Source organism: Streptomyces sp. NPDC004126 (assembly GCF_050275515.1).
In the GTDB taxonomy this organism is placed as follows: Bacteria; Actinomycetota; Actinomycetes; order Streptomycetales; family Streptomycetaceae; genus Streptomyces.
The window spans coordinates 126834-144941 of the sequence record NZ_JBNNPF010000017.1; the positions used below are offsets into that span (position 1 = coordinate 126834).

Annotated in this window: 16 protein-coding genes and 1 tRNA gene; 5 read left to right on the plus strand and 12 right to left on the minus strand. The window is 72.8% G+C overall.

Features of this window, described 5'->3' with window-relative positions:
* Positions 1-22 precede the first annotated feature (22 nt).
* From rho to ACQKM2_RS18420, 7 genes are all read right to left on the minus strand, one after another.
* Complete coding sequence (gene rho, locus ACQKM2_RS18390; protein ID WP_427710886.1) at positions 23-2092, minus strand: transcription termination factor Rho; 2070 nt, start codon at positions 2090-2092, stop codon at positions 23-25.
* 417 nt (positions 2093-2509) lie between these two features.
* Positions 2510-3448, minus strand: a complete 939-nt coding sequence (gene thrB, locus ACQKM2_RS18395) for a homoserine kinase (protein WP_427710888.1) — start codon at positions 3446-3448, stop codon at positions 2510-2512.
* A gap of 332 nt (positions 3449-3780) precedes the next feature.
* Entirely contained in the window at positions 3781-4851 is a 1071-nt protein-coding gene (gene thrC / locus ACQKM2_RS18400) for a threonine synthase (RefSeq protein WP_125599038.1), read from the minus strand.
* A 6-nt stretch (positions 4852-4857) separates the two neighbouring features.
* Entirely contained in the window at positions 4858-6150 is a 1293-nt protein-coding gene (locus ACQKM2_RS18405) for a homoserine dehydrogenase (RefSeq protein WP_164720960.1), read from the minus strand.
* A gap of 177 nt (positions 6151-6327) precedes the next feature.
* On the minus strand, positions 6328-7719 hold the full coding sequence (gene lysA / locus ACQKM2_RS18410; protein ID WP_427710890.1) for a diaminopimelate decarboxylase: 1392 nt from the start codon (positions 7717-7719) through the stop codon (positions 6328-6330).
* Between the two features lie 19 nt (positions 7720-7738).
* On the minus strand, positions 7739-8671 hold the full coding sequence (gene nrtL, locus ACQKM2_RS18415) for an ArgS-related anticodon-binding protein NrtL (RefSeq protein ID WP_427710891.1): 933 nt from the start codon (positions 8669-8671) through the stop codon (positions 7739-7741).
* Positions 8672-8740: 69 nt separating this feature from the next.
* Complete coding sequence (locus ACQKM2_RS18420; RefSeq protein ID WP_427710944.1) at positions 8741-9214, minus strand: response regulator; 474 nt, start codon at positions 9212-9214, stop codon at positions 8741-8743.
* 100 nt (positions 9215-9314) lie between these two features.
* Between ACQKM2_RS18420 and ACQKM2_RS18425 the strand changes: the two genes are divergently transcribed.
* A tRNA-Arg gene (locus ACQKM2_RS18425) sits at positions 9315-9386 on the plus strand.
* A 173-nt stretch (positions 9387-9559) separates the two neighbouring features.
* On the opposite strand, the gene ACQKM2_RS18430 is transcribed toward ACQKM2_RS18425, so the two are convergent.
* Entirely contained in the window at positions 9560-10285 is a 726-nt protein-coding gene (locus tag ACQKM2_RS18430) for a hypothetical protein (RefSeq protein ID WP_427710892.1), read from the minus strand.
* 71 nt (positions 10286-10356) lie between these two features.
* Positions 10357-11595, minus strand: coding sequence for an MFS transporter (locus tag ACQKM2_RS18435; RefSeq protein WP_427710894.1), 1239 nt, complete (start codon positions 11593-11595; stop codon positions 10357-10359).
* Positions 11596-11817: 222 nt separating this feature from the next.
* Here ACQKM2_RS18435 and ACQKM2_RS18440 point away from each other — a divergent pair, with 222 nt between their 5' ends.
* Together ACQKM2_RS18440 and ACQKM2_RS18445 are read left to right on the plus strand one after the other, a co-directional pair.
* Positions 11818-12801 carry an XdhC family protein gene (locus ACQKM2_RS18440; RefSeq protein ID WP_427710895.1) on the plus strand — a complete coding sequence of 328 codons (984 nt, stop codon included), beginning with the start codon at positions 11818-11820 and terminating at the stop codon, positions 12799-12801.
* Between the two features lie 158 nt (positions 12802-12959).
* Positions 12960-13355: a DUF6479 family protein gene (locus ACQKM2_RS18445; protein WP_427710897.1), complete on the plus strand. Its 396-nt coding sequence runs from the start codon at positions 12960-12962 to the stop codon at positions 13353-13355.
* Between the two features lie 48 nt (positions 13356-13403).
* Here the strand turns inward: ACQKM2_RS18445 and ACQKM2_RS18450 are convergent, their stop codons facing one another.
* Positions 13404-14339, minus strand: coding sequence for an ATP-dependent DNA ligase (locus ACQKM2_RS18450; RefSeq protein WP_427710899.1), 936 nt, complete (start codon positions 14337-14339; stop codon positions 13404-13406).
* Positions 14336-15220 carry a non-homologous end-joining DNA ligase gene (gene ligD / locus ACQKM2_RS18455; RefSeq protein ID WP_427710901.1) on the minus strand — a complete coding sequence of 295 codons (885 nt, stop codon included), beginning with the start codon at positions 15218-15220 and terminating at the stop codon, positions 14336-14338. Before ligD ends, ACQKM2_RS18450 begins: the two co-directional genes overlap by 4 nt.
* Before the next feature lie 31 nt (positions 15221-15251).
* Here ligD and ACQKM2_RS18460 point away from each other — a divergent pair, with 31 nt between their 5' ends.
* Positions 15252-16439, plus strand: coding sequence for a Ku protein (locus ACQKM2_RS18460; protein WP_427710902.1), 1188 nt, complete (start codon positions 15252-15254; stop codon positions 16437-16439).
* 21 nt (positions 16440-16460) lie between these two features.
* Here the strand turns inward: ACQKM2_RS18460 and ACQKM2_RS18465 are convergent, their stop codons facing one another.
* Positions 16461-17267, minus strand: a complete 807-nt coding sequence (locus ACQKM2_RS18465; RefSeq protein ID WP_427710904.1) for an NERD domain-containing protein — start codon at positions 17265-17267, stop codon at positions 16461-16463.
* Between the two features lie 184 nt (positions 17268-17451).
* Here ACQKM2_RS18465 and ACQKM2_RS18470 point away from each other — a divergent pair, with 184 nt between their 5' ends.
* Complete coding sequence (locus ACQKM2_RS18470) at positions 17452-18084, plus strand: hypothetical protein (protein ID WP_427710905.1); 633 nt, start codon at positions 17452-17454, stop codon at positions 18082-18084.
* Positions 18085-18108 lie beyond the last annotated feature (24 nt).

Sequence of the window (18108 nt, forward strand, 5' to 3'; positions counted from 1 at the left end):
GTTCCGTGTTCGGGCGACCCGGTCAGTCGTCGTTCTTGCCGGCCGGGGTCGTCTTGGCGATCTGCATCAGGAACTCGGCGTTCGACTTCGTCTGCTTCATCTTGTCGAGCAGCAGCTCGATCGCCTGCTGCGAGTCGAGCGCGTGCAGCACCCGGCGCAGCTTCCAGACGATGGCGAGCTCCTCGCTGTTGAGGAGGATCTCCTCCTTGCGCGTACCCGACGGGTCGACGTCGACGGCCGGGAAGATGCGCTTGTCGGCGAGCTTGCGGTCGAGCTTGAGCTCCATGTTGCCGGTGCCCTTGAACTCCTCGAAGATCACCTCGTCCATGCGCGAGCCGGTGTCGACGAGCGCGGTGGCCAGGATGGTCAGCGAGCCGCCGTCCTCGATGTTGCGCGCGGCACCGAAGAAGCGCTTCGGCGGGTACAGCGCGGTCGAGTCGACACCACCGGACAGGATGCGGCCGGAGGCGGGCGCCGCGAGGTTGTACGCGCGGCCCAGACGGGTGATGGAGTCCAGCAGGACGACCACGTCGTGACCCAGCTCGACGAGGCGCTTGGCGCGCTCGATGGCCAGCTCGGCGACGGTGGTGTGGTCCTCGGCCGGGCGGTCGAAGGTCGAGGAGATGACCTCGCCCTTGACCGACCGCTGCATGTCGGTGACCTCTTCCGGACGCTCGTCGACCAGGACGACCATCAGGTGGCACTCGGGGTTGTTGGTGGTGATCGCGTTGGCGATCGCCTGCATGATCATGGTCTTGCCGGTCTTCGGCGGGGCCACGATCAGACCGCGCTGTCCCTTGCCGATCGGCGACACGAGGTCGATGATGCGGGTCGTCAGCACGCCCGGGTCGGTCTCCAGACGGAGCCGGTCCTGCGGGTAGAGCGGGGTCAGCTTCTGGAACTCCGGCCGTCCGCGGCCGGATTCGGGCGCCATGCCGTTGACGGAGTCCAGGCGCACGAGGGCGTTGAACTTCTCGCGGCGCTCGCCGTCCTTGGGCTGGCGGACCGCACCGGTGGTGTGGTCGCCCTTGCGCAGGCCGGCCTTGCGGACCTGGGCGAGGGAGACGTACACGTCGTTGGGGCCGGGCAGGTAGCCCGAGGTCCGGATGAACGCGTAGTTGTCGAGGATGTCGAGGATGCCCGCGACGGGGATCAGCACGTCGTCGTCGGCGACCTGCGGCTCGTTCGGCGCGAACTCGTCACGGCCGCGACGGCCTCGGCGGTCGCGGTAGCGTCCGCGACGGCCGCGACGGCCGTCCTCGTCGAAGTCGTCCTGCGGGCCGTTGTCCTGACGGTCCTGACGGCCCTGGCCGCGGCCGCCCTGCTGCTGGCGGTCGCCGCGGTCCTGACGGTCCTGGCGGCCGCCGCCCTGCTGCTGGCCCTGCTGGGCGCCCTGCTGCTGGCCCTGCTGCTCGTCGGCCTTGGCGCCGCGCTCGCGGCGGCCCTGCTGACGCTCGCCGCGCTCACCGCGCTCACCACGGTCGCCGCGGTCACGGCGGTCGCGGCGGGTGCGGCCCTCGCCGGCCTCCTGCGCCTGGCCCTGGGGCTGGGCGGAGACGGCGGTGGCGGCCTCGGCCTTGGCCTCGGGCTGCGCGGCCGGGGCCTCGGTCTTCTGCTCGACCTGCACGGCGGCGGGGGCCGAGGACTCGGGGCTGCCGGAGGGAGCGGTGGCCCGGCGGCGGCGGCGCTCGCCGATCGGGGCGTCGTCGCTGGCCGGCTGGCCCGGGATCTCGATCTGGGCCTGGGCGGCGGGCTTCTCGGCGGGGGCCGCGGCGGCGGCCTCGCCCGTACGGGCCTTGCTGGTGGCGCGGCGCTTCGGCTTGGCCTCGGCGGCGTCGGCGGCGGGGGCCGCGGCGGCGGCCTTGGGGGCGCTGCCGCCCTGCGCCTCCTTGATGACCTCGATCAGCTGGCTCTTGCGCATCCGCGCGGTGCCCCTGATACCGAGGCCCGACGCGACCTGCTGCAGCTCGGCCAGGACCATGCCCTCAAGGCCGGTGCCGGAGCGGCGGCGCTTCGGGGCCGCGCCCGCGGCGGGGGCACTGGTGTCGACGTTGGTGTCGGCAGCGCCCATCAGATCGGTGGTGTCGCTCACGAAGGGTCCTTCCCTGGAGCGGACGTCGGCCTGTCTGGCTCGGCGACCGGTTGTGCTGTCCGACAACGGTCCGGGTGTGTGGACCGTGCCGGGGCGGTGGTCCGCCGGTAAGAGTTACGGCGGAGAGAAACGTGCATGGTGGTTCCGGCGAGAAGCCCCCGAGCTGGAAAGCGTGGGAATGTCACGCCGATTCCGGAGCGTGCTCGAAACTGCTGGCAGCGATCAAAGCAGTCGGGGAGGCTCCCGGAAGAAATGTGGTCCCGGATGGGGACACTGAGCACCGAGCCATGGCGGCTTCGGATGCGCACTTGAGGTTAACACTACCGGATCCAACAGACATTCCCCCTCTCAATCACCGGCAATCGCCCGTCGTGGGCGGGCGGCCTGCCCGGCCGTCCGCCCACGCGGGCCGTGTCGTCACGACACGGGCTGACCGCCCTGGGCGCCCAGCGGCAGGACGCTCGCGCCCGCGGCGTCGAGCGCGAGCCGGTTGGCGGCCCACCCCTCGCCCGCGAGCCGCGCGACCTTGTCGGCCGCGCCGTTGTCGACCAGCGCGAGGACCGTGGGGCCCGCGCCGGAGATGACCGCGGGGATGCCGTCCGCCCGCAGCCGGTTGACGAGTGCCACGCTCTCCGGCATCGCCGGGGCCCGGTACTCCTGGTGCAGCCGGTCCTCGGTGGCCGGCAGCAGGAACTCGGGGCGCCTGGTCATGGCCTCCACGAGCAGGCCCGCGCGGCCCGCGTTGACGGCCGCGTCCACGTGCGGGACGGTGCGCGGCAGCAGGCCGCGGGCGGTCTCGGTCAGGACCGGCTTCGACGGGACGAAGACCACCGGAACGATGGAATCCGCGGGGTCCATCCGGAGCGCCTTGGCGCTGCCCCCCTCCATCCACGCCAGGGTGAAACCGCCGAGCAGACAGGCGGCGACGTTGTCGGGGTGGCCCTCGATCTCGGTGGCGAGCTCCAGCAGCGCCGCGTCGTCGAGCTTGGCCTCCCCGCCTATGGTCACGGCGCGGGCGGCGACGATGCCGGCGCAGATCGCGGCGGAGGAGGAGCCGAGGCCCCGGCCGTGCGGGATGCGGTTGGCGCAGACGACCTCCAGCCCGCGCGGCTGCCCGCCCAGCAGGTCGAAGGCGGTGCGCATGGAGCGTACGAGGAGGTGGCTCTCGTCCCGCGGGAGGGTGTCGGCGCCCTCACCCGCGATGTCGATGTCCAGGCCGGAATCGGCTACCCGGACGACGACGTCGTCGTAGAGCCCCAGGGCCAGGCCGAGGGCGTCGAAGCCGGGGCCGAGGTTGGCGCTGCTGGCGGGGACGCGCACCCGTACGGCGGCGGCGCGGAACGCTGGACCTGCCATCGGTCGATGACACTCCTTGTGACTGTGCGGGATCCGGCTGCTGCGCGGGATCTTCGCTGCGAATGTACTGGAGAACGTACGACACCCGAAGGCCCTTGGGGCAGCACCGCGGTCATATGCGCGGTGGCGGATGTAAGTACAGCGTATCGAAGGAAGGTTCTCCCGCGACATAGGGCGCACAGGAGGCGCACGATGCGTGTCGGTGTCTTCCGCCGGATCCGGAGGGATCGCCGTTGGCCTTTTGGTGCCGTACCGCCCGGGTTGCCGGATTCCGGGGACTTCCGGAATCCGGCAACGGGGCTCGGGGCCCCCTCAGGGGCCGGGAAACGGGGTCAGACCAGGCCGAGACGGACGGCCGCGGCCTCGGCGTCGACCGGGACGGTGACCGGCTGCGGAGCGCCGGCGACGGCCCAGTCGGGGTCCTTGAGGCCGTTGCCCGTGACGGTGCACACGATCTTCTGGCCGGGGTCGACCAGGCCGGCCTCGGCGGCCTTCAGCAGACCGGCGACCGACGCGGCCGAGGCGGGCTCGACGAAGACGCCCTCCTGCGCGGCCAACAGGCGGTAGGCGGCCAGGATCTGGCGGTCCGTCACCTCGTCGATGAAGCCGCCCGACTCCTCGCGCGCGGCGAGCGCGTAGTCCCAGGAGGCCGGGTTGCCGATGCGGATCGCGGTGGCGATGGTGTGCGGCTCCTTGACGACCTCGCCGCGCACGATCGGTGCGGAGCCGGAGGCCTGGAAGCCCCAGACCCGGGGCGTGCGGGAGGCCAGACCGTCGGCCTTGTACTCCTTGAAGCCCTTCCAGTACGCCGTGATGTTGCCGGCGTTGCCGACGGGCAGCACGTGGATGTCGGGGGCGTCGCCGAGCGCGTCGACGATCTCGAACGCGGCCGTCTTCTGGCCCTCGATGCGCACCGGGTTGACGGAATTGACCAGCGCCACCGGGTAGTTGTCGGACAGCGCGCGGGCCAGGTCCAGGCAGTCGTCGAAGTTGCCGTCAACCTGCAGGATCTTGGCGCCGTGCACCAGGGCCTGGCCCATCTTGCCGAGCGCGATCTTGCCGCGGGGCACGAGGACCGCGGACACCATGCCGGCGCGTACCGCGTAGGCGGCGGCGGAGGCCGAGGTGTTGCCCGTGGAGGCGCAGATGACGGCCTTGGCGCCGTCCTCCTTGGCCTTGGTGATGGCCATGGTCATGCCGCGGTCCTTGAAGGACCCGGTGGGGTTCGCGCCCTCGACCTTGAGGTGCACCTCACAGCCCGTGCGCTCGGAGAGCACCTGGGCGGGGACGAGGGGAGTGCCGCCCTCGCGGAGCGTGACCACGGGAGTCGTGTCCGTCACCGGCAGCCGGTCGCGGTACTCCTCGATGATGCCGCGCCACTGGTGGGTGCGATTGCTGCTCATGGGTCCTTACTCCCCTTCAACACGCATGATGCTGGCGACACCGCGCACGGTGTCCAGCTTCCGCAGCGCCTCGACGGTCCCGGAGAGGGCGGCGTCGGGTGCGCGGTGGGTGACGACGACGAGGGAGGCCTCGCCGTCCTTGCCCTGCTGGCGGACGGTGTCGATGGAGACACCGTGCTCCGCGAAGGTGGTCGCCACCTGGGCGAGGACGCCCGGCTTGTCCGCCACATCGAGGCTGATGTGGTAGCGGGTGACGACGTCCCCCATGGGGCTGACCGGCAGCTGGGTGTACGCCGACTCGCCGGGCCCCGTTGCCTCGGCGAGCTTGTTGCGGCAGACGGCGACGAGGTCGCCGAGGACCGCGGACGCGGTCGGCGAGCCGCCCGCGCCGGGCCCGTAGAACATCAGCCGTCCGGCGGCCTCGGCCTCGACGAAGACGGCGTTGTACGCCTCGCGGACGGAGGCCAGCGGGTGGCTGAGCGGGATCATCGCCGGGTGGACGCGGGCGGTGACGGACTCGCCGTCCGCGGCGCGCTCCAGGATGGCGAGGAGCTTGATGGTGCAGCCCATGCGCTTGGCGGAGGCGAAGTCCGCGGCGCTGACCTCGGTCATGCCCTCGCGGTACACGTCGTCGAGGCGGACCCGGGTGTGGAAGGCGATGCCGGCCAGGATCGCGGCCTTGGCGGCGGCGTCGTAGCCCTCGACGTCGGCGGTGGGGTCGGCCTCGGCGTACCCGAGGGCGGTGGCCTCGTCGAGCGCCTCCTGGTAGCCGGCGCCGGTCGAGTCCATCTTGTCGAGGATGAAGTTCGTCGTGCCGTTGACGATGCCCATCACCCGGTTGATCTTGTCGCCGGCGAGGGACTCGCGCATCGGGCGGACCAGCGGGATGGCGCCCGCGACGGCGGCCTCGTAGTAGAGGTCCAGCCCGGCCTGCTCGGCGGCGGCGTGCAGGGACGCGCCGTCCTGGGCGAGCAGCGCCTTGTTCGCGGAGACGACGGAGATGCCGTGCTCGAAGGCGGTGGTGATCAGGGTGCGGGCGGGCTCGATGCCGCCGATGACCTCGATGGCCACGTCGATGTCACCGCGTTTGAGGAGGGCGGTCGCATCGGTGGTGACGAGGGCGGGGTCGATGCCCTCGCGCACCTTGGAGGGACGGCGCACAGCCACGCCGGCGAGTTCGACGGGCGCGCCGATCCTGGCTGTCAGATCGTCGGCGTGCGTCGTCATGATGCGCGCCACCTCTGAGCCGACCACTCCACAGCCCAGCAGCGCCACCTTCAGCGGACGCGTACGCATCATTGACCTACGCCTTTCGATCTTTCTTCGCTCCCGGCGCGCGGTTTTGCGCGCCAGGTAGGAACCAGTCTCACTCAATGGACAGGAGTTTCCATCTCCGGTCCATTGAGTGAGACGTGTACGGGATGTACCTGGACGTCTATTTTGGGGGTCCGGACCCTTCCCCCCGAAATATGGGGGTCATCCGAGGTCGAGGGACAGGAGATCTTCTTCCGTCTCGCGGCGGACGATCACCCGCGCCGCGCCGTCGCGCACGGCGACGACGGGCGGGCGGAGCGCGTGGTTGTAGTTGCTGGCCATGGAGCGGCAGTACGCCCCGGTGGCGGGCACGGCGAGCAGGTCGCCGGGGGCCAGGTCGGCCGGCAGGAAGGCGTCCTTCACGACGATGTCACCGCTCTCGCAGTGCTTTCCGACGACGCGGACGAGCATCGGCTCGGCGTCGGAGACGCGGGATACGAGGGTGACCGCGTATTCGGCGTCGTACAGGGCCGTACGGATGTTGTCGGACATGCCGCCGTCGACGGAGACGTACGTGCGCAGCCCCTCCAGCGGCTTGATGGTGCCGACCTCGTAAAGGGTGAAGGCGGTCGGCCCGACGATGGCGCGGCCGGGCTCGACGGAAATGCGCGGGGCCTTGAGCCCGGCGCTCTCGCACTCCCGCGCGACGATCTCGGTGAGGGCCTTGGCGATCTCGTGCGGCTCGCGCGGGTCGTCGGCGGAGGTGTAGGCGATGCCGAGGCCGCCGCCGAGGTCGATCTCGGGCAGCTCGACGCCGTGCTCGTCGCGTACGGCGGCGAGCAGCCGCACGACCCGCTTCGCGGAGACCTCGAAGCCGGCCATGTCGAAGATCTGCGAGCCGATGTGGGAGTGGACGCCGAGCAGCTCCAGGGAGTCGTGCCCGAGCGCCCGGCGGACGGCCTCGGCGGCGGACCCGTCGGCGACGGCGATCCCGAACTTCTGGTCCTCGTGGGCGGTGGCGATGAACTCGTGGGTGTGCGCTTCCACGCCCACGGTCACCCGGATCTGCACGGGCTGCCGCACCCCCAGCTCGGCCGCGATGTGCGCGACCCGCGCGATCTCCTGGAAGGAGTCGAGCACGATCCGCCCGACGCCGGCACCGATGGCCCGCCGGATCTCGCTCTCGGACTTGTTGTTCCCGTGGAAGGCGATCCGCTCGGCGGGCATCTCGGCGGCGAGGGCGGTGGCCAGCTCCCCGCCGGAGCAGACGTCGAGGTTCAGCCCTTCCTCCTTGAGCCACTTCACGACGGCCTTCGACAGGAACGCCTTCCCGGCGTAGAACACGTCGGCGTCCTTGCCGAAGGCGTGCGCCCAGGCACGGCAGCGGGCCCGGAAGTCCTCCTCGTCGAGGAAGTAGGCGGGGGTCCCGAACTCCTCGGCGAGCCGGGTCACTTCGATCCCGCCGACGCTGACGACGCCGTCCTCGCCCCGGGTGACGGTACGGGACCACACCTTCTCGTCGAGCGCGTTCAGGTCGGCCGGCGGCGGGGCGTAGTGGCCCTCGGGCAGGACGTCGGCGTGGCGGGGCCCGGCGGGGTGCGCGGAACGGCTCATCGGAATCTCTCTTCGCGGTTCACAGGAAGTCTGGGGCGTCGATGCCGAGCAGGGCGAGGCCGCCGGCCAGCACCGTCCCGGCGGCTTCGGCGAGTGCCAGCCGGGCGCGGTGGGCGGCCGAGGGTTTCTCGTCCCCCTTGGGCAGGACCTGGTGCTGGAAGTCGAGGAGCGCGTCGGCGACGGCGACGAGGTGCCGGGTGAGCCGCTCGGGGGCCTGGTGGTGCGCGGCGGCCTCCAGCACGAGCGGGTACTCGCCGAGCAGCCGCAGCAGCTCGCGGCCGCCGGTGTCGTCCCCGGGCTCACCGCGGAACCCGAGATCGGCGGCGTTGGTCCCCAGCGCCCGGACCCGGGCATGGGCGTACCGCACGCGGAAGAACTCACTGGACTCGTCCTGGACGAGCAGGCCGGGGGTGAAGGAAGGGGTCTCGCGGGCCGGTACGCAGAGCATGGCCCAGGCGGCGGCGTCCGCCCCGTACGCGGCGACGACGTCCCCGTCGCGGCGGGCGACGGGCGCGACGCGCGGCACGGGCCCGTCCGGGACGCCCTGGCTCTCCTGGATCCGCCGCACGGCGGCCCGTACGGCACTCCCCCGCGGCTCCGCACCGGACGCGTGCCCGTACCGGAGGCCGCTCCCCCGCACCTCCCGCACGAGGGCGGCGGCGGAAACGGGGGCGAGGCTGAAGTTCAGGAAACCCGGGCCGGTGATCTCCACACCCTCGATCCCCGGCTCGTCGGCGAGGAGCCGGCCCGCGAGCACCCGGGCGACCTCACGGGGCTCCAGCCGGGCGCCCTTCGCAACCTGGAGCGCGACGGGGCTGGCGTACTCCCCCACTCCGCCGGGCCGGGTCCGCTCGACGACCACCCGCTCGGGCACGCCGACGGCGAGCTCACCGCCCTCGACGGCACGGCGTACGGCTTGTACGACGGCACGAGAGAGGTCGGCGGGGATCACGGAACCCAGCCTAGGCGAGAAGCCCCTGGGCCATGCATCGGGTTTCGGCATGTGAACAGGAGGCCGCGCTCAGGCCCCCCGGCCGGCCCTCCCGGCCCTCCCCGCGGGGGCACCCTTCCGCTCGACGAGCCGCCGTACGACCCGTACCAGCTCGGCGGGCTCGAAGGGCTTGGCGACGAACGCGTCCACCCCGGCGGCGATCCCGGCCTCGACCTCGTGCTGCGTACAGGCGCTGACGATGGCGACGGGCACGTGCCGCGTCCGCGGATCGGCCCGCAGCTGCGCGGCGGCCCCGAACCCGTCCAGCCGGGGCATGACCACATCAAGGGTGATCGCGTCGGGACACACCCGGTGCACCACGTCCAGACACTCGGCACCATCGCTCGCGGTCACGACCTCGAAGCCCTCCAGCTCGAGATTGACCTTGATCAGCTGCCGGATGACCTTGTTGTCGTCGACAACAAGCACCCGGCCTGAGGCGCCTGGCACAACTTGAGAGTAGGTCGCCCTAAGCCCCCGCGTCCGGGTTTTTGCCACTTCCACCCCCTCCGGGCGACCGACCTCCCCCTCCCGCCCAAATCCGTTCCTGATCACCCTGCGGAAGCTGGTAGTGTTCAACCCGTCGCCGCAACGCGAACGACACGCCCCCGTAGCTCAGGGGATAGAGCAACGGCCTCCGGAGCCGTGTGCGCAGGTTCGAATCCTGCCGGGGGCACTTCGCAGGAAGTGCCCAAAGACCCCGCCATCAGCGGCAACGCTGAAGCCGGGGTCTTCGCGTATGTGCCGCCAACTGCCGCCGCGTGTACGCGTACGCCGGGCATGCCGAACGGTACCCCTGCTCCAAGACGCCGGATCGGCACGGGCGGCAGGCCCGACGACGGGCCGGCTTCAATCGGTCTCCCGTACGTAGCAGCCCGAGTATTCGCTGCCTGAGAACTTCGGCAGGTCGTTTCGGAAGAAGTAGATGCCCCCTTCGCTTGCCCCGTTGCGGATTTCATCCACGGCGTTCTTCGAGACCAGGATGCAGAACTTCTTGGTCAGCGGACTGCGGCTGCCCGCCCGGCTCAGCTGAAGGGATCCCTCGTATCGACCCGGCTGGAAGCTCCAGCCGTCCGCCTGGAACAGGAAGATCGGCTGCTGCGGCTTGTCCTGGCTGACCAGGAACGGTGCGGGATCCCCGGACCACCGGTACGACAGCCAGTCTTCGGCCGGGTCGAAATCCCACTCGCCGACCTCCCTCCAGTAGAAGACCGGCGCCTTCCTGGACGCGATCGTTGCGGCCGGGACGAACTCGAGGCGCGCACCGCTCACGAGCTCGACGTTCTGGGTCCTGACCCTGGTGGAGACGGTGGGCTGGACGTAGAAGCGGGTGTCCGTGCCCATCATCCCGATGCGCATGAGATGAGGCAGCGCCAGATCGGTCTCCGGCGTCTTCTGGAGTTCGGTGAAGTTGTAGAGCGAAAAGGCCAGGGCGACGACGCCGGCCATGGTGGCGGCCCACTTGTGCACGGCGTCGAAACGGCTCCTCCGGGCCTCCGCCGTTCCCTCATCACTGTCGACCATGCTCTTACCCTGGCCCCGGACCGGAGCCTTCAGCCCGCTGCGTTGCTCCATCCGGCGAACCCGCGGCCATCCACGAGGGCCGCCCGTGCGAAGGCATTTGCTTCCGCACGACAAGTGACCCGTCAGATGCGGGACTTGTCCAAGGACGGGATGTCCTGCTCCGGGGCGGGGGTCAGCGCCAGGGTCAGGGCCGTTGCCGCGAGGGAGATGAGGCCGCCTGCCGAGAGGGACCAGCGGGGGCCCCAGTGGTCGGAGAGCCAGCCTGTGAGGAGGGCGCCGAGGGGGGTGGTGCCCATGAAGATCAGGGTGAAGAGGGCGATCACGCGGCCGCGGTAGGCGGGGTCCGAGCCGAGTTGGATGCGGTGGTTGGCGGCCTGGGCGAAGTACATCATCGCGAAGCCCGTGAGGGACAGGAGGAGGCAGGCCGTCGGGAGGGTGGGGGCCAGGCCCGTGAGGGCTTCCGCGGCGCCGAAGGCCAGGGCCGAGCCGGTGACCACGGCCTCCGTCGGGCGGGTGCGGCGGGCCGTCGTCGCGAAGGCGGCCAGCAGGGAGCCCGCCGCGAGGGAGCTGCTCAGCAGTCCGAAGGCGGCCGAGCCGGTGCGGAACTCGGTCTTGGCCAGGAGGGGGAGGGTCAGCTGGAAGTTGAAGCCGGCCAGGCCCAGGACACCGGTCAGGGCGAGGGGGAGGACCAGGTCCGGGCGCCGGGAGACGTAGCGGAGGCCGTCCGTGATCCGGGGGCTGGACGTGGGGGCGGGCGGGCCGTGGAGTTCCGCGGGGCGCATCAGGACGAGGCCGGCCACGGCGGCCAGGTAGCTGCACGCGTTGAGCAGGATGACCGGGCCGACGCCGAGGCGGGCGATGAGCAGGCCGGCGGCGGCCGGGCCGGCCACCCGGGCGGCGTTGAAGTACGCGCCGCTCAGGGCCGAGGCGTTGGGGAGCAGTTCGTTGCCGACCATCTCGCCGACGAAGGCGATGCGGGTGGGTGCCTCGACGGAGTTGACCGTGCCGAGGAGGAGGGCGAAGAGCCAGATGTGCCACAGGCGGACGTCGCCCCAGACGACCCACAGGCCCAGGGCGAGGGCGAGGGTGCCGGATGTGAGGTTCGCCAGGACCAGGATGCGGCGTTTGCTGTGGCGGTCGGCGAGCCGGCCGCCGTAGAGGGTGAGGAGGAGGACGGGCGTGAACTGGAGGGCGGTGACGACGCCCAGTGCCGTGCCCGAGTCGCCCGACAGCTCCAGCACCAGCCAGTCCTGCGCGATCACCATCATCCAGGTGCACGTCACCGAGAGGAGCTGGCCGAGGAAGAAGAGGCGGAAGTTGCGTACGGAGAGGGAGTCGAAGGCGCGTTTCAGGGTGAGCACGGGCGGTAGTTTCCCTTCGCTCCCTCGATTCTCCGTGGTCGTGGCGGGGCGGCCACTCGTGGGCGGTTCCGGTGGTCCGTACGAGGGCGGCGGGCCGGGGTTGGTGGGTTCGGGGGGTGGGTGGCGGCCGGGGGCGTGCGTAGGGTGGTTTTTGAGGCCGCTTTGTGCCCGTTGACCAGGTGCTTTGCGGCGAGGGAGCGCACAGAGGATGGGGCGACGAGGATGCGTGAGCTTGCGGAGACGGCGCGGCGGTGGTCGGCCGAGGGGCGGGTGGCGTTCCTGGCCCGGCCCGTGACCGAGCAGGGTTTCGGACCCCGGGACCCCGCCGGGGCCGTGCTCGTGGACGCCCGCGGGGAGTGCGTCGGGGCCCTGTACCGGGGGGTGTTCGACGCGGAGCTGATCGCGGAGGCCGCGGCCCTGGGCGGCGGCGGGGAGGCCGCGCGGGTGTGCGAGGTGTCGGTCGGGGCCGGCGAGGCCACGGAGGCGAAGCTGACCTGCGGCGGGCAGGCGGAGGTGCTGCTGCAGCCGCTGTCCGCGATCCCCGCCGAATGGTGGGAGCTGCTGGGCACCGGGGCCGGGGTGGCGCTCGTGACCCGGCTCAGCGAGGGCGCGGACGGTGCCGTCAGCGAGGTCGTACGGGCCGGCGACGCGCCGGCCGACGACGCCGGGCGGCGTGCCGGGGAGCTGCTGGGGACCCGGCGGCCCGGGCGGGACGCCTTGTACGGGGGCTCGGGGCTGGTGCTGGTGGAGGCGTACCCGTCGGCCCCGTACGTGGTGATCGGCGGGACCGGGGAGCTGGCCGAGGTGATCGGCGCGCAGTCGGCGCTGCTGGGCTGGGAGTCCGCCGTGGTGGAGGACGCGGCGGAGGCGGAGAAGGTGCTGACCGCGCACCGGGACGCCGCCTGCCTGGTGCTGCTCAGCCATGAGCCGGACTTCGACGTGCCGACCCTGCGGAACGCGCTCGCGCTGGGCGTCCCGTACGTCGGTGCGCTGGGGTCGCGGCGTACCACCGCGCGGCGCCGGGAGGGCCTGGTGGCCGCCGGGGTGGGCGAGGCCGAGCTGGCGCGGGTGCACGGGCCGATCGGGCTGGACCTGGGGGCCAAGACCCCGGCGGAGACGGCGCTGGCCATCTGCGCCGAGATCCTCGGGGTGCTCGGGGGCCGGGACGCGCGGGGGCTGCGGGACTCGGACGGGCCGCTGCGCTGAGGAGCGATCGAGAGCGATCGACCGCCCCCGTCATCCATTCGGAGTAGGGGGCGGTATGCGCCCCGGGGCGGTGGGGGCCGGGCCGACGGCCGGTTTCCGGGGGGATTCTTTGCGCTGCTCCCACGTGCAAAAGTAGCAAAAGCGGGAAAATGGGCTCTATGGACACGATCCTCAGCGTGGACAAGATCCTGACCAACATCGCGTGGTTCTTCGTCGTCGGCATCGTCATCGCCGGCGTCCTGCTCGCCGGGTTCAAGCTGGGCCAGCGGGTCCGGGAGAAGGAGCCGCCGCCGCCCACCCCGGAGAGCCAGCCGCACCTGCCCGAGGGCGGGGCGGTCCACGAGGTCCGCGAGGAGCGTGACCCGGTGGAGATCCCCGAGGGCGGCCTGCGGCCGCACGAGATGCAGGGCTACGGGAACTTCGGCTCCACCACCTCCAGCCGTGCAGACGAGGTGAGGGCCGAGCGCGAGTCCGGCTACAAGAAGCCGGAGGGCCCGGGACCGCACCCGCAGCCCGGGGCACCGCCCGACGCGGGACGCGGCGCGCACGCCTGACCGCCCCGTCACTGCTACAGGCCCTCTGACCTGCGCCTCCCGCGCGGGTCAGAGGTCTGTTCGCAGCCGCAGCACCTCCGGCGGCGGATGGCGCGCCGAGCTGTGCCGGACCTCCGCCGCAAGCGGCGGGTCGAGCAGGCGGAACGGCACCTCGCCGAGCCCGATCGCCGTCACCGTGGCCCCGCCCCCGTCTCCGCCCCCGCCCGCACCCCCGGCCCGGCCCGGGTCGCGCTCCGCGACGGCCGCCGCCAGCTCGGTGCGCAGCACCGCCGACAGCGGGCTCGACACCAGGGGCGCCTCGTCCTCCTCCCCGGGCAGGACCAGTACGAGCGCCAGCGGGCGGCGCGCGGTGCCGGTGTAGCCGATCACCGCCGCGTCCCGCACGCTGGTGTGCCGGAGCTTGCGCCAGGCGCGCCGCCCGGCCGGGTAGGGCTGGTCCAGCCGCTTCACGACCAGGCCCTCGATGCCGCTGGCGGGCAGGGTCTCGTACCAGGTCCGGGCCAGCTCCGGGTCGGTCGTCATCGGCACCGGCTGGAGCGGCGGGCCCAGCGGCAGCAGCAGGTCGACCAGCAGGGCCCGGCGCCGTTCGTAGGGGCGGCCGCGCACGTCCACCCCGGCCAGCTCCAGTACGTCGAAGGCCGCGTACGAGGCCGGCAGGCTCTGCGCGAGCACCGCGGCCCGCGCCGCGTTGGCCGCCGCCGCGCGCCGCTGGACCAGCGCGAAGTCCGTGCGGCCGGCGTGCCAGACGACCACCTCCCCGTCCAGTACGGTCCCCGCGGGCAACTGCCGTGCGGCCGCCGCCAGATCGGGGAAGGCGCCGGTGACGACGCGGCCGGAGCGGGCCTGGAGCACCACGTCCTCCCCGGTGCGCAGCACGACCATGCGGTGGCCGTCGAACTTCGGCTCGTACGCCAGGCCCGGCGCCCGGGGCAGGGTCCGTACGGTGGCGGCGAGCGCGACCTGGACGGCTGTCGGCGGGGTCACGGCAGCCTCCCGGCCCGTCCGGGGTCGGTCAGCGGGGCGAGGAGGTCGCCGTCGCGGGCCAGCCGGGGCGGGATGTCGTCGGCGAGGAACACCAGGTCGTGGGGGTCGCGGCAGGCTTCGACCTCCGCCCAGGAGACGGGCGCGGAGACGGTCGGCAGTGCCCGCGCGCGCAGCGTGTAGGGGGCGGCGGTGGTCTTGGCGGCGGCGTTCTGGCTGTGGTCGACGAAGACCTTGCCGGGGCGCAGTGCCTTCGCCATGCGGTGGACGACCAGGTCGGGGAGCTCGGCCTCGGCCTCCTGGGCGAGGGCCTTGGCGTACGCGGAGACGCGCGCGGAGGAGACCGGTTCGAGCGCCACGGCCAGGTGGAGGCCCTTGGCGCCGGAGGTCTTGGCGTACGCGGTCAGGCCGTCGGCGGCGAGGCGCTCGCGCAGCCACAGGGCGGCGGCGCAGCATTCGGCGACGGTGGCGGGCGGGCCGGGGTCGAGGTCGAACACGAGCCGGTCGGCGACGGCGGGGGCGCCGGCCCGCCACTGGGGGGTGTGGAACTCGACGACGAGGTTGGCCGCCCACATCAGGGAGGCCAGGTCGGACACGACCACCTGTTCGGCCCGTTCGTCCTCGGAGCGGGGCACGGGGGTGGTCTTCACCCAGGCGGGTGTGCCGGGCGGCGGGTTCTTGGTGAAGAAGAGCTGGCCGTCCGGGCCGTCCGGATAGCGCAGGAAGGACAGCGGGCGGTCCTTGATGTGCGCGAGGAGGGCGTCCGCGACGGTGGCGTAGTAGTGCAGCACCTCGCCCTTGGTGAAGCCGGTCCCCGGGTAGAGGACCTTGTCCAGGTTGCTGAGCGCGATGCGACGCCCCTCCACCATCGTGATCGGCGTCATACGATGAGATTGCCACGAATCAGGAGGAACCGTGCGATCCATTTGGAACGGGGCGATCTCCTTCGGCCTGGTCAGCATCCCGATCAAGCTCGTGAACGCCACCGAGAGCCACTCGATCTCCTTCCGTCAGATCCATGTGGCCGACGGCGGCCGCGTCCGTTACCGCAAGGTGTGCGAGCTGGACGGGGAGGAGGTCTCCTCCGACGAGATCGGCAAGGGGTACGAGGAGGCGGACGGGTCGATCATCCCGATCACGGAGGAGGACCTGGCGCGGCTGCCGATCGCCACGGCGAAGACGATCGAGATCGTGTCGTTCGTGCCCGCCGACGAGATCGATCCGCTCCAGATGGACGCCGCGTACTACCTCGCGGCGAACGGGGCCACCGCGGCCAAGCCGTACACGCTGCTGCGGGAGGCGCTCAAGCGCAGCCGGCGGGTGGCGATCGCCAAGTACGCGCTGCGGGGCCGGGAGCGGCTGGGCATGCTGCGGGTCGTCGACGACGTGATCGCGATGCACGGACTGCTGTGGCCGGACGAGATCAGGGCGCCGGAGGGGGTGGCCCCGGAGGCCTCGGTGTCCGTACGGGAAGCCGAACTGGACCTGGCCGACGCGCTGATGGCGACGCTGGGCGAGGTGGAGATGGCCTCCCTGCACGACGACTACCGCGAGGCCGTGGAGGCGATGATCGCGGCGAAGGCGGGCGGGGCGTTCGAGCCCGCGGAGGCGGTGGTGGAGCCGGCCGGCGGGCAGGTGATCGACCTGATGGCGGCGCTGGAGAACAGCGTGCGGGCCGCCAGGGCCTCGCGGGGCGCGGAGGAGGCCGGGGAGGGCGGTACGGGGGCGGAGGTGACCCCGATCCGGCGCGGGACGGCGTCGGCCGCGGCCGCGCCGAAGGCGGTGGGCGGGAAGAAGTCGACGGCCGGGGCCGCCGGGCGCAAGACGGCCGCGGCGGGGCGGAAGACCGCGGCGAAGTCAACCTCGACGGCCTCGTCCGCCGCCGCCGAGTCGGGCGGCAAGAAGTCGACTTCGGCCGCGTCGAGGTCCGCTCCCACGGCCCGTAAGACCTCCTCCGCGGCCGCGAAGTCGGCCTCCGCGGCAACCAAGTCGGCTTCCACGGCGCGGAAGTCCACCTCGACCGCCGCCAAGTCCGCTTCCGCCGCCGCGAAGAAGACCGCCGCCGCGAAGAAGGCCGAGCCGCGCAAGCGGAGTTCGGCCTGAGGGCCTCCTGAGCCGGCCCGGTCAGGACAACGCGCCGCTCCACGCCGGGCGGGCGCGGGCCACGGCGAAGAGGGCTTCGATCTCCGGGGGTTTGAGCGTCGCCGGCGTGCCCCGCAGGAGGGTCGTCAGGGTCGGGGGCTGGAGGACCAGCACGTCGCGCTGCGTCGGCGCCACCTCCACCCGGGCGGCGTCGGCCAGGGCCAGGACCGGGGTGACCGGCGCGGCCAGCACCCGGGCGGCGCAGGCGGCCGCCCGGCGGATCCAGCGGGGGTCCGGGCGGGGCTCGGCGCGGCCCACGGTCAGCAGGAGGTCCCCGACCTGGGCGCGCTGGCGCCGCCCCGGGACCGTACGGACGGCGAGGACGCCCGGCGGGCCGATGAGCAGGTGGTCCAGCAGCCCCAGACCGGGAAGCGGCACGTCGTGCAGGGCCCGCCAGTCCGAGGCCTCCAGCAGGTCGACCTCCGCGCCCGTGCGCTGCCGGGCCTGCAGCTCCTGCCGCATCCGGTGCCGGGCCCGGCTGCCCTGGGACCCGTACGCCAGCTCGCCCAGCAGGGTCTCGCCGGGCCGGTTCGGGGCGAGGTCCCGGTCGGGCGGCAGGCTCAGGCCCCGCAGCTCGGCGGGGGTGGGCACCGGCGGCGGGCCGATGGTCCAGTCGCGGGTCAGGTACGGGCGCAGGACCGCGAGCACCGCCTCGCGCTGGTCGTCCGCCAGGACGCTGATCCGGTTGGCCTGCCGGTCGTACCAGGCCACGGCCTGGCCGTCGGGCCGGTTGACGTAGAGCCGGCCGCGGCCGGGCCGGCCGCTCGGAAGGACCTTGAGTCCGCGCATCGGCCTCACCCCCGCCGTCCATGGGAGCAGGCGCCGCGCCACCGGGCAATCCCTCGGTTGTGTAACAGCTCCGTCGGCTCCCTGCTGCCTTCCTGTTACAAGGTCATCGCTCTACCGCAACGGCCGGGCCCTACTTTTGTGCCGTCTGGAAGCGCCAGGCCCTGACCCATGCCGAGGGAATCCCGTGGAAACCGCCCGCCGCCGCACCATCGTTCGCGCCACCGCCGTGACCGCATGCGCCGGCGCGCTCCTGGCACTGCCGACCGCCGCCGCGCTCGCCGACGGGGTGCCGGCCGCCTCCGGCGCGCAGCGGACCCTGGTCAGCAGCATCTCCCTCGCCGACGGCCGGTCGACCGCGAAGGTGTACCGCCTCGCGAAGGACGCGTACCAGGCCGAGATCCTGCGCGCCGGCGCCAAGGTCGCCACCCTGACCAGCCGGGACGGGTCCACCGGGGTCGGCGCCGCCGGTGAGCTGCACGCCGCGCTGCGGCCCGACGGGCGGCTGTCCTCCTGGGTCGGCGACACCGTGCCCGGGGGCGGCTCCCACGCCGTCGCCGGTGACGGCCACAAGACCGGGACCCGGCACGGCGCGGGCGGCGCCGGGCAGGTCGTGCCCGCGTCGCTGGACACCCCTGCCGGCACCCCGGCCAAGGGCGGCTCCGGCGCCCCCGGCACCGCCGAGGCGCTGCGTCTGAACACCCTGGCCGACGGGCCCGGCGACGGCGTGCTGCTGCTCGCCGCGGGCGGCGGCATCGCGGCCATCGGCGCCGCCGGGCTGGGTTTCGCGATGCTGCGGCGGGGGCGTACGGACGGCTGAGCTCCGCCTCTGGGCGACAAATGC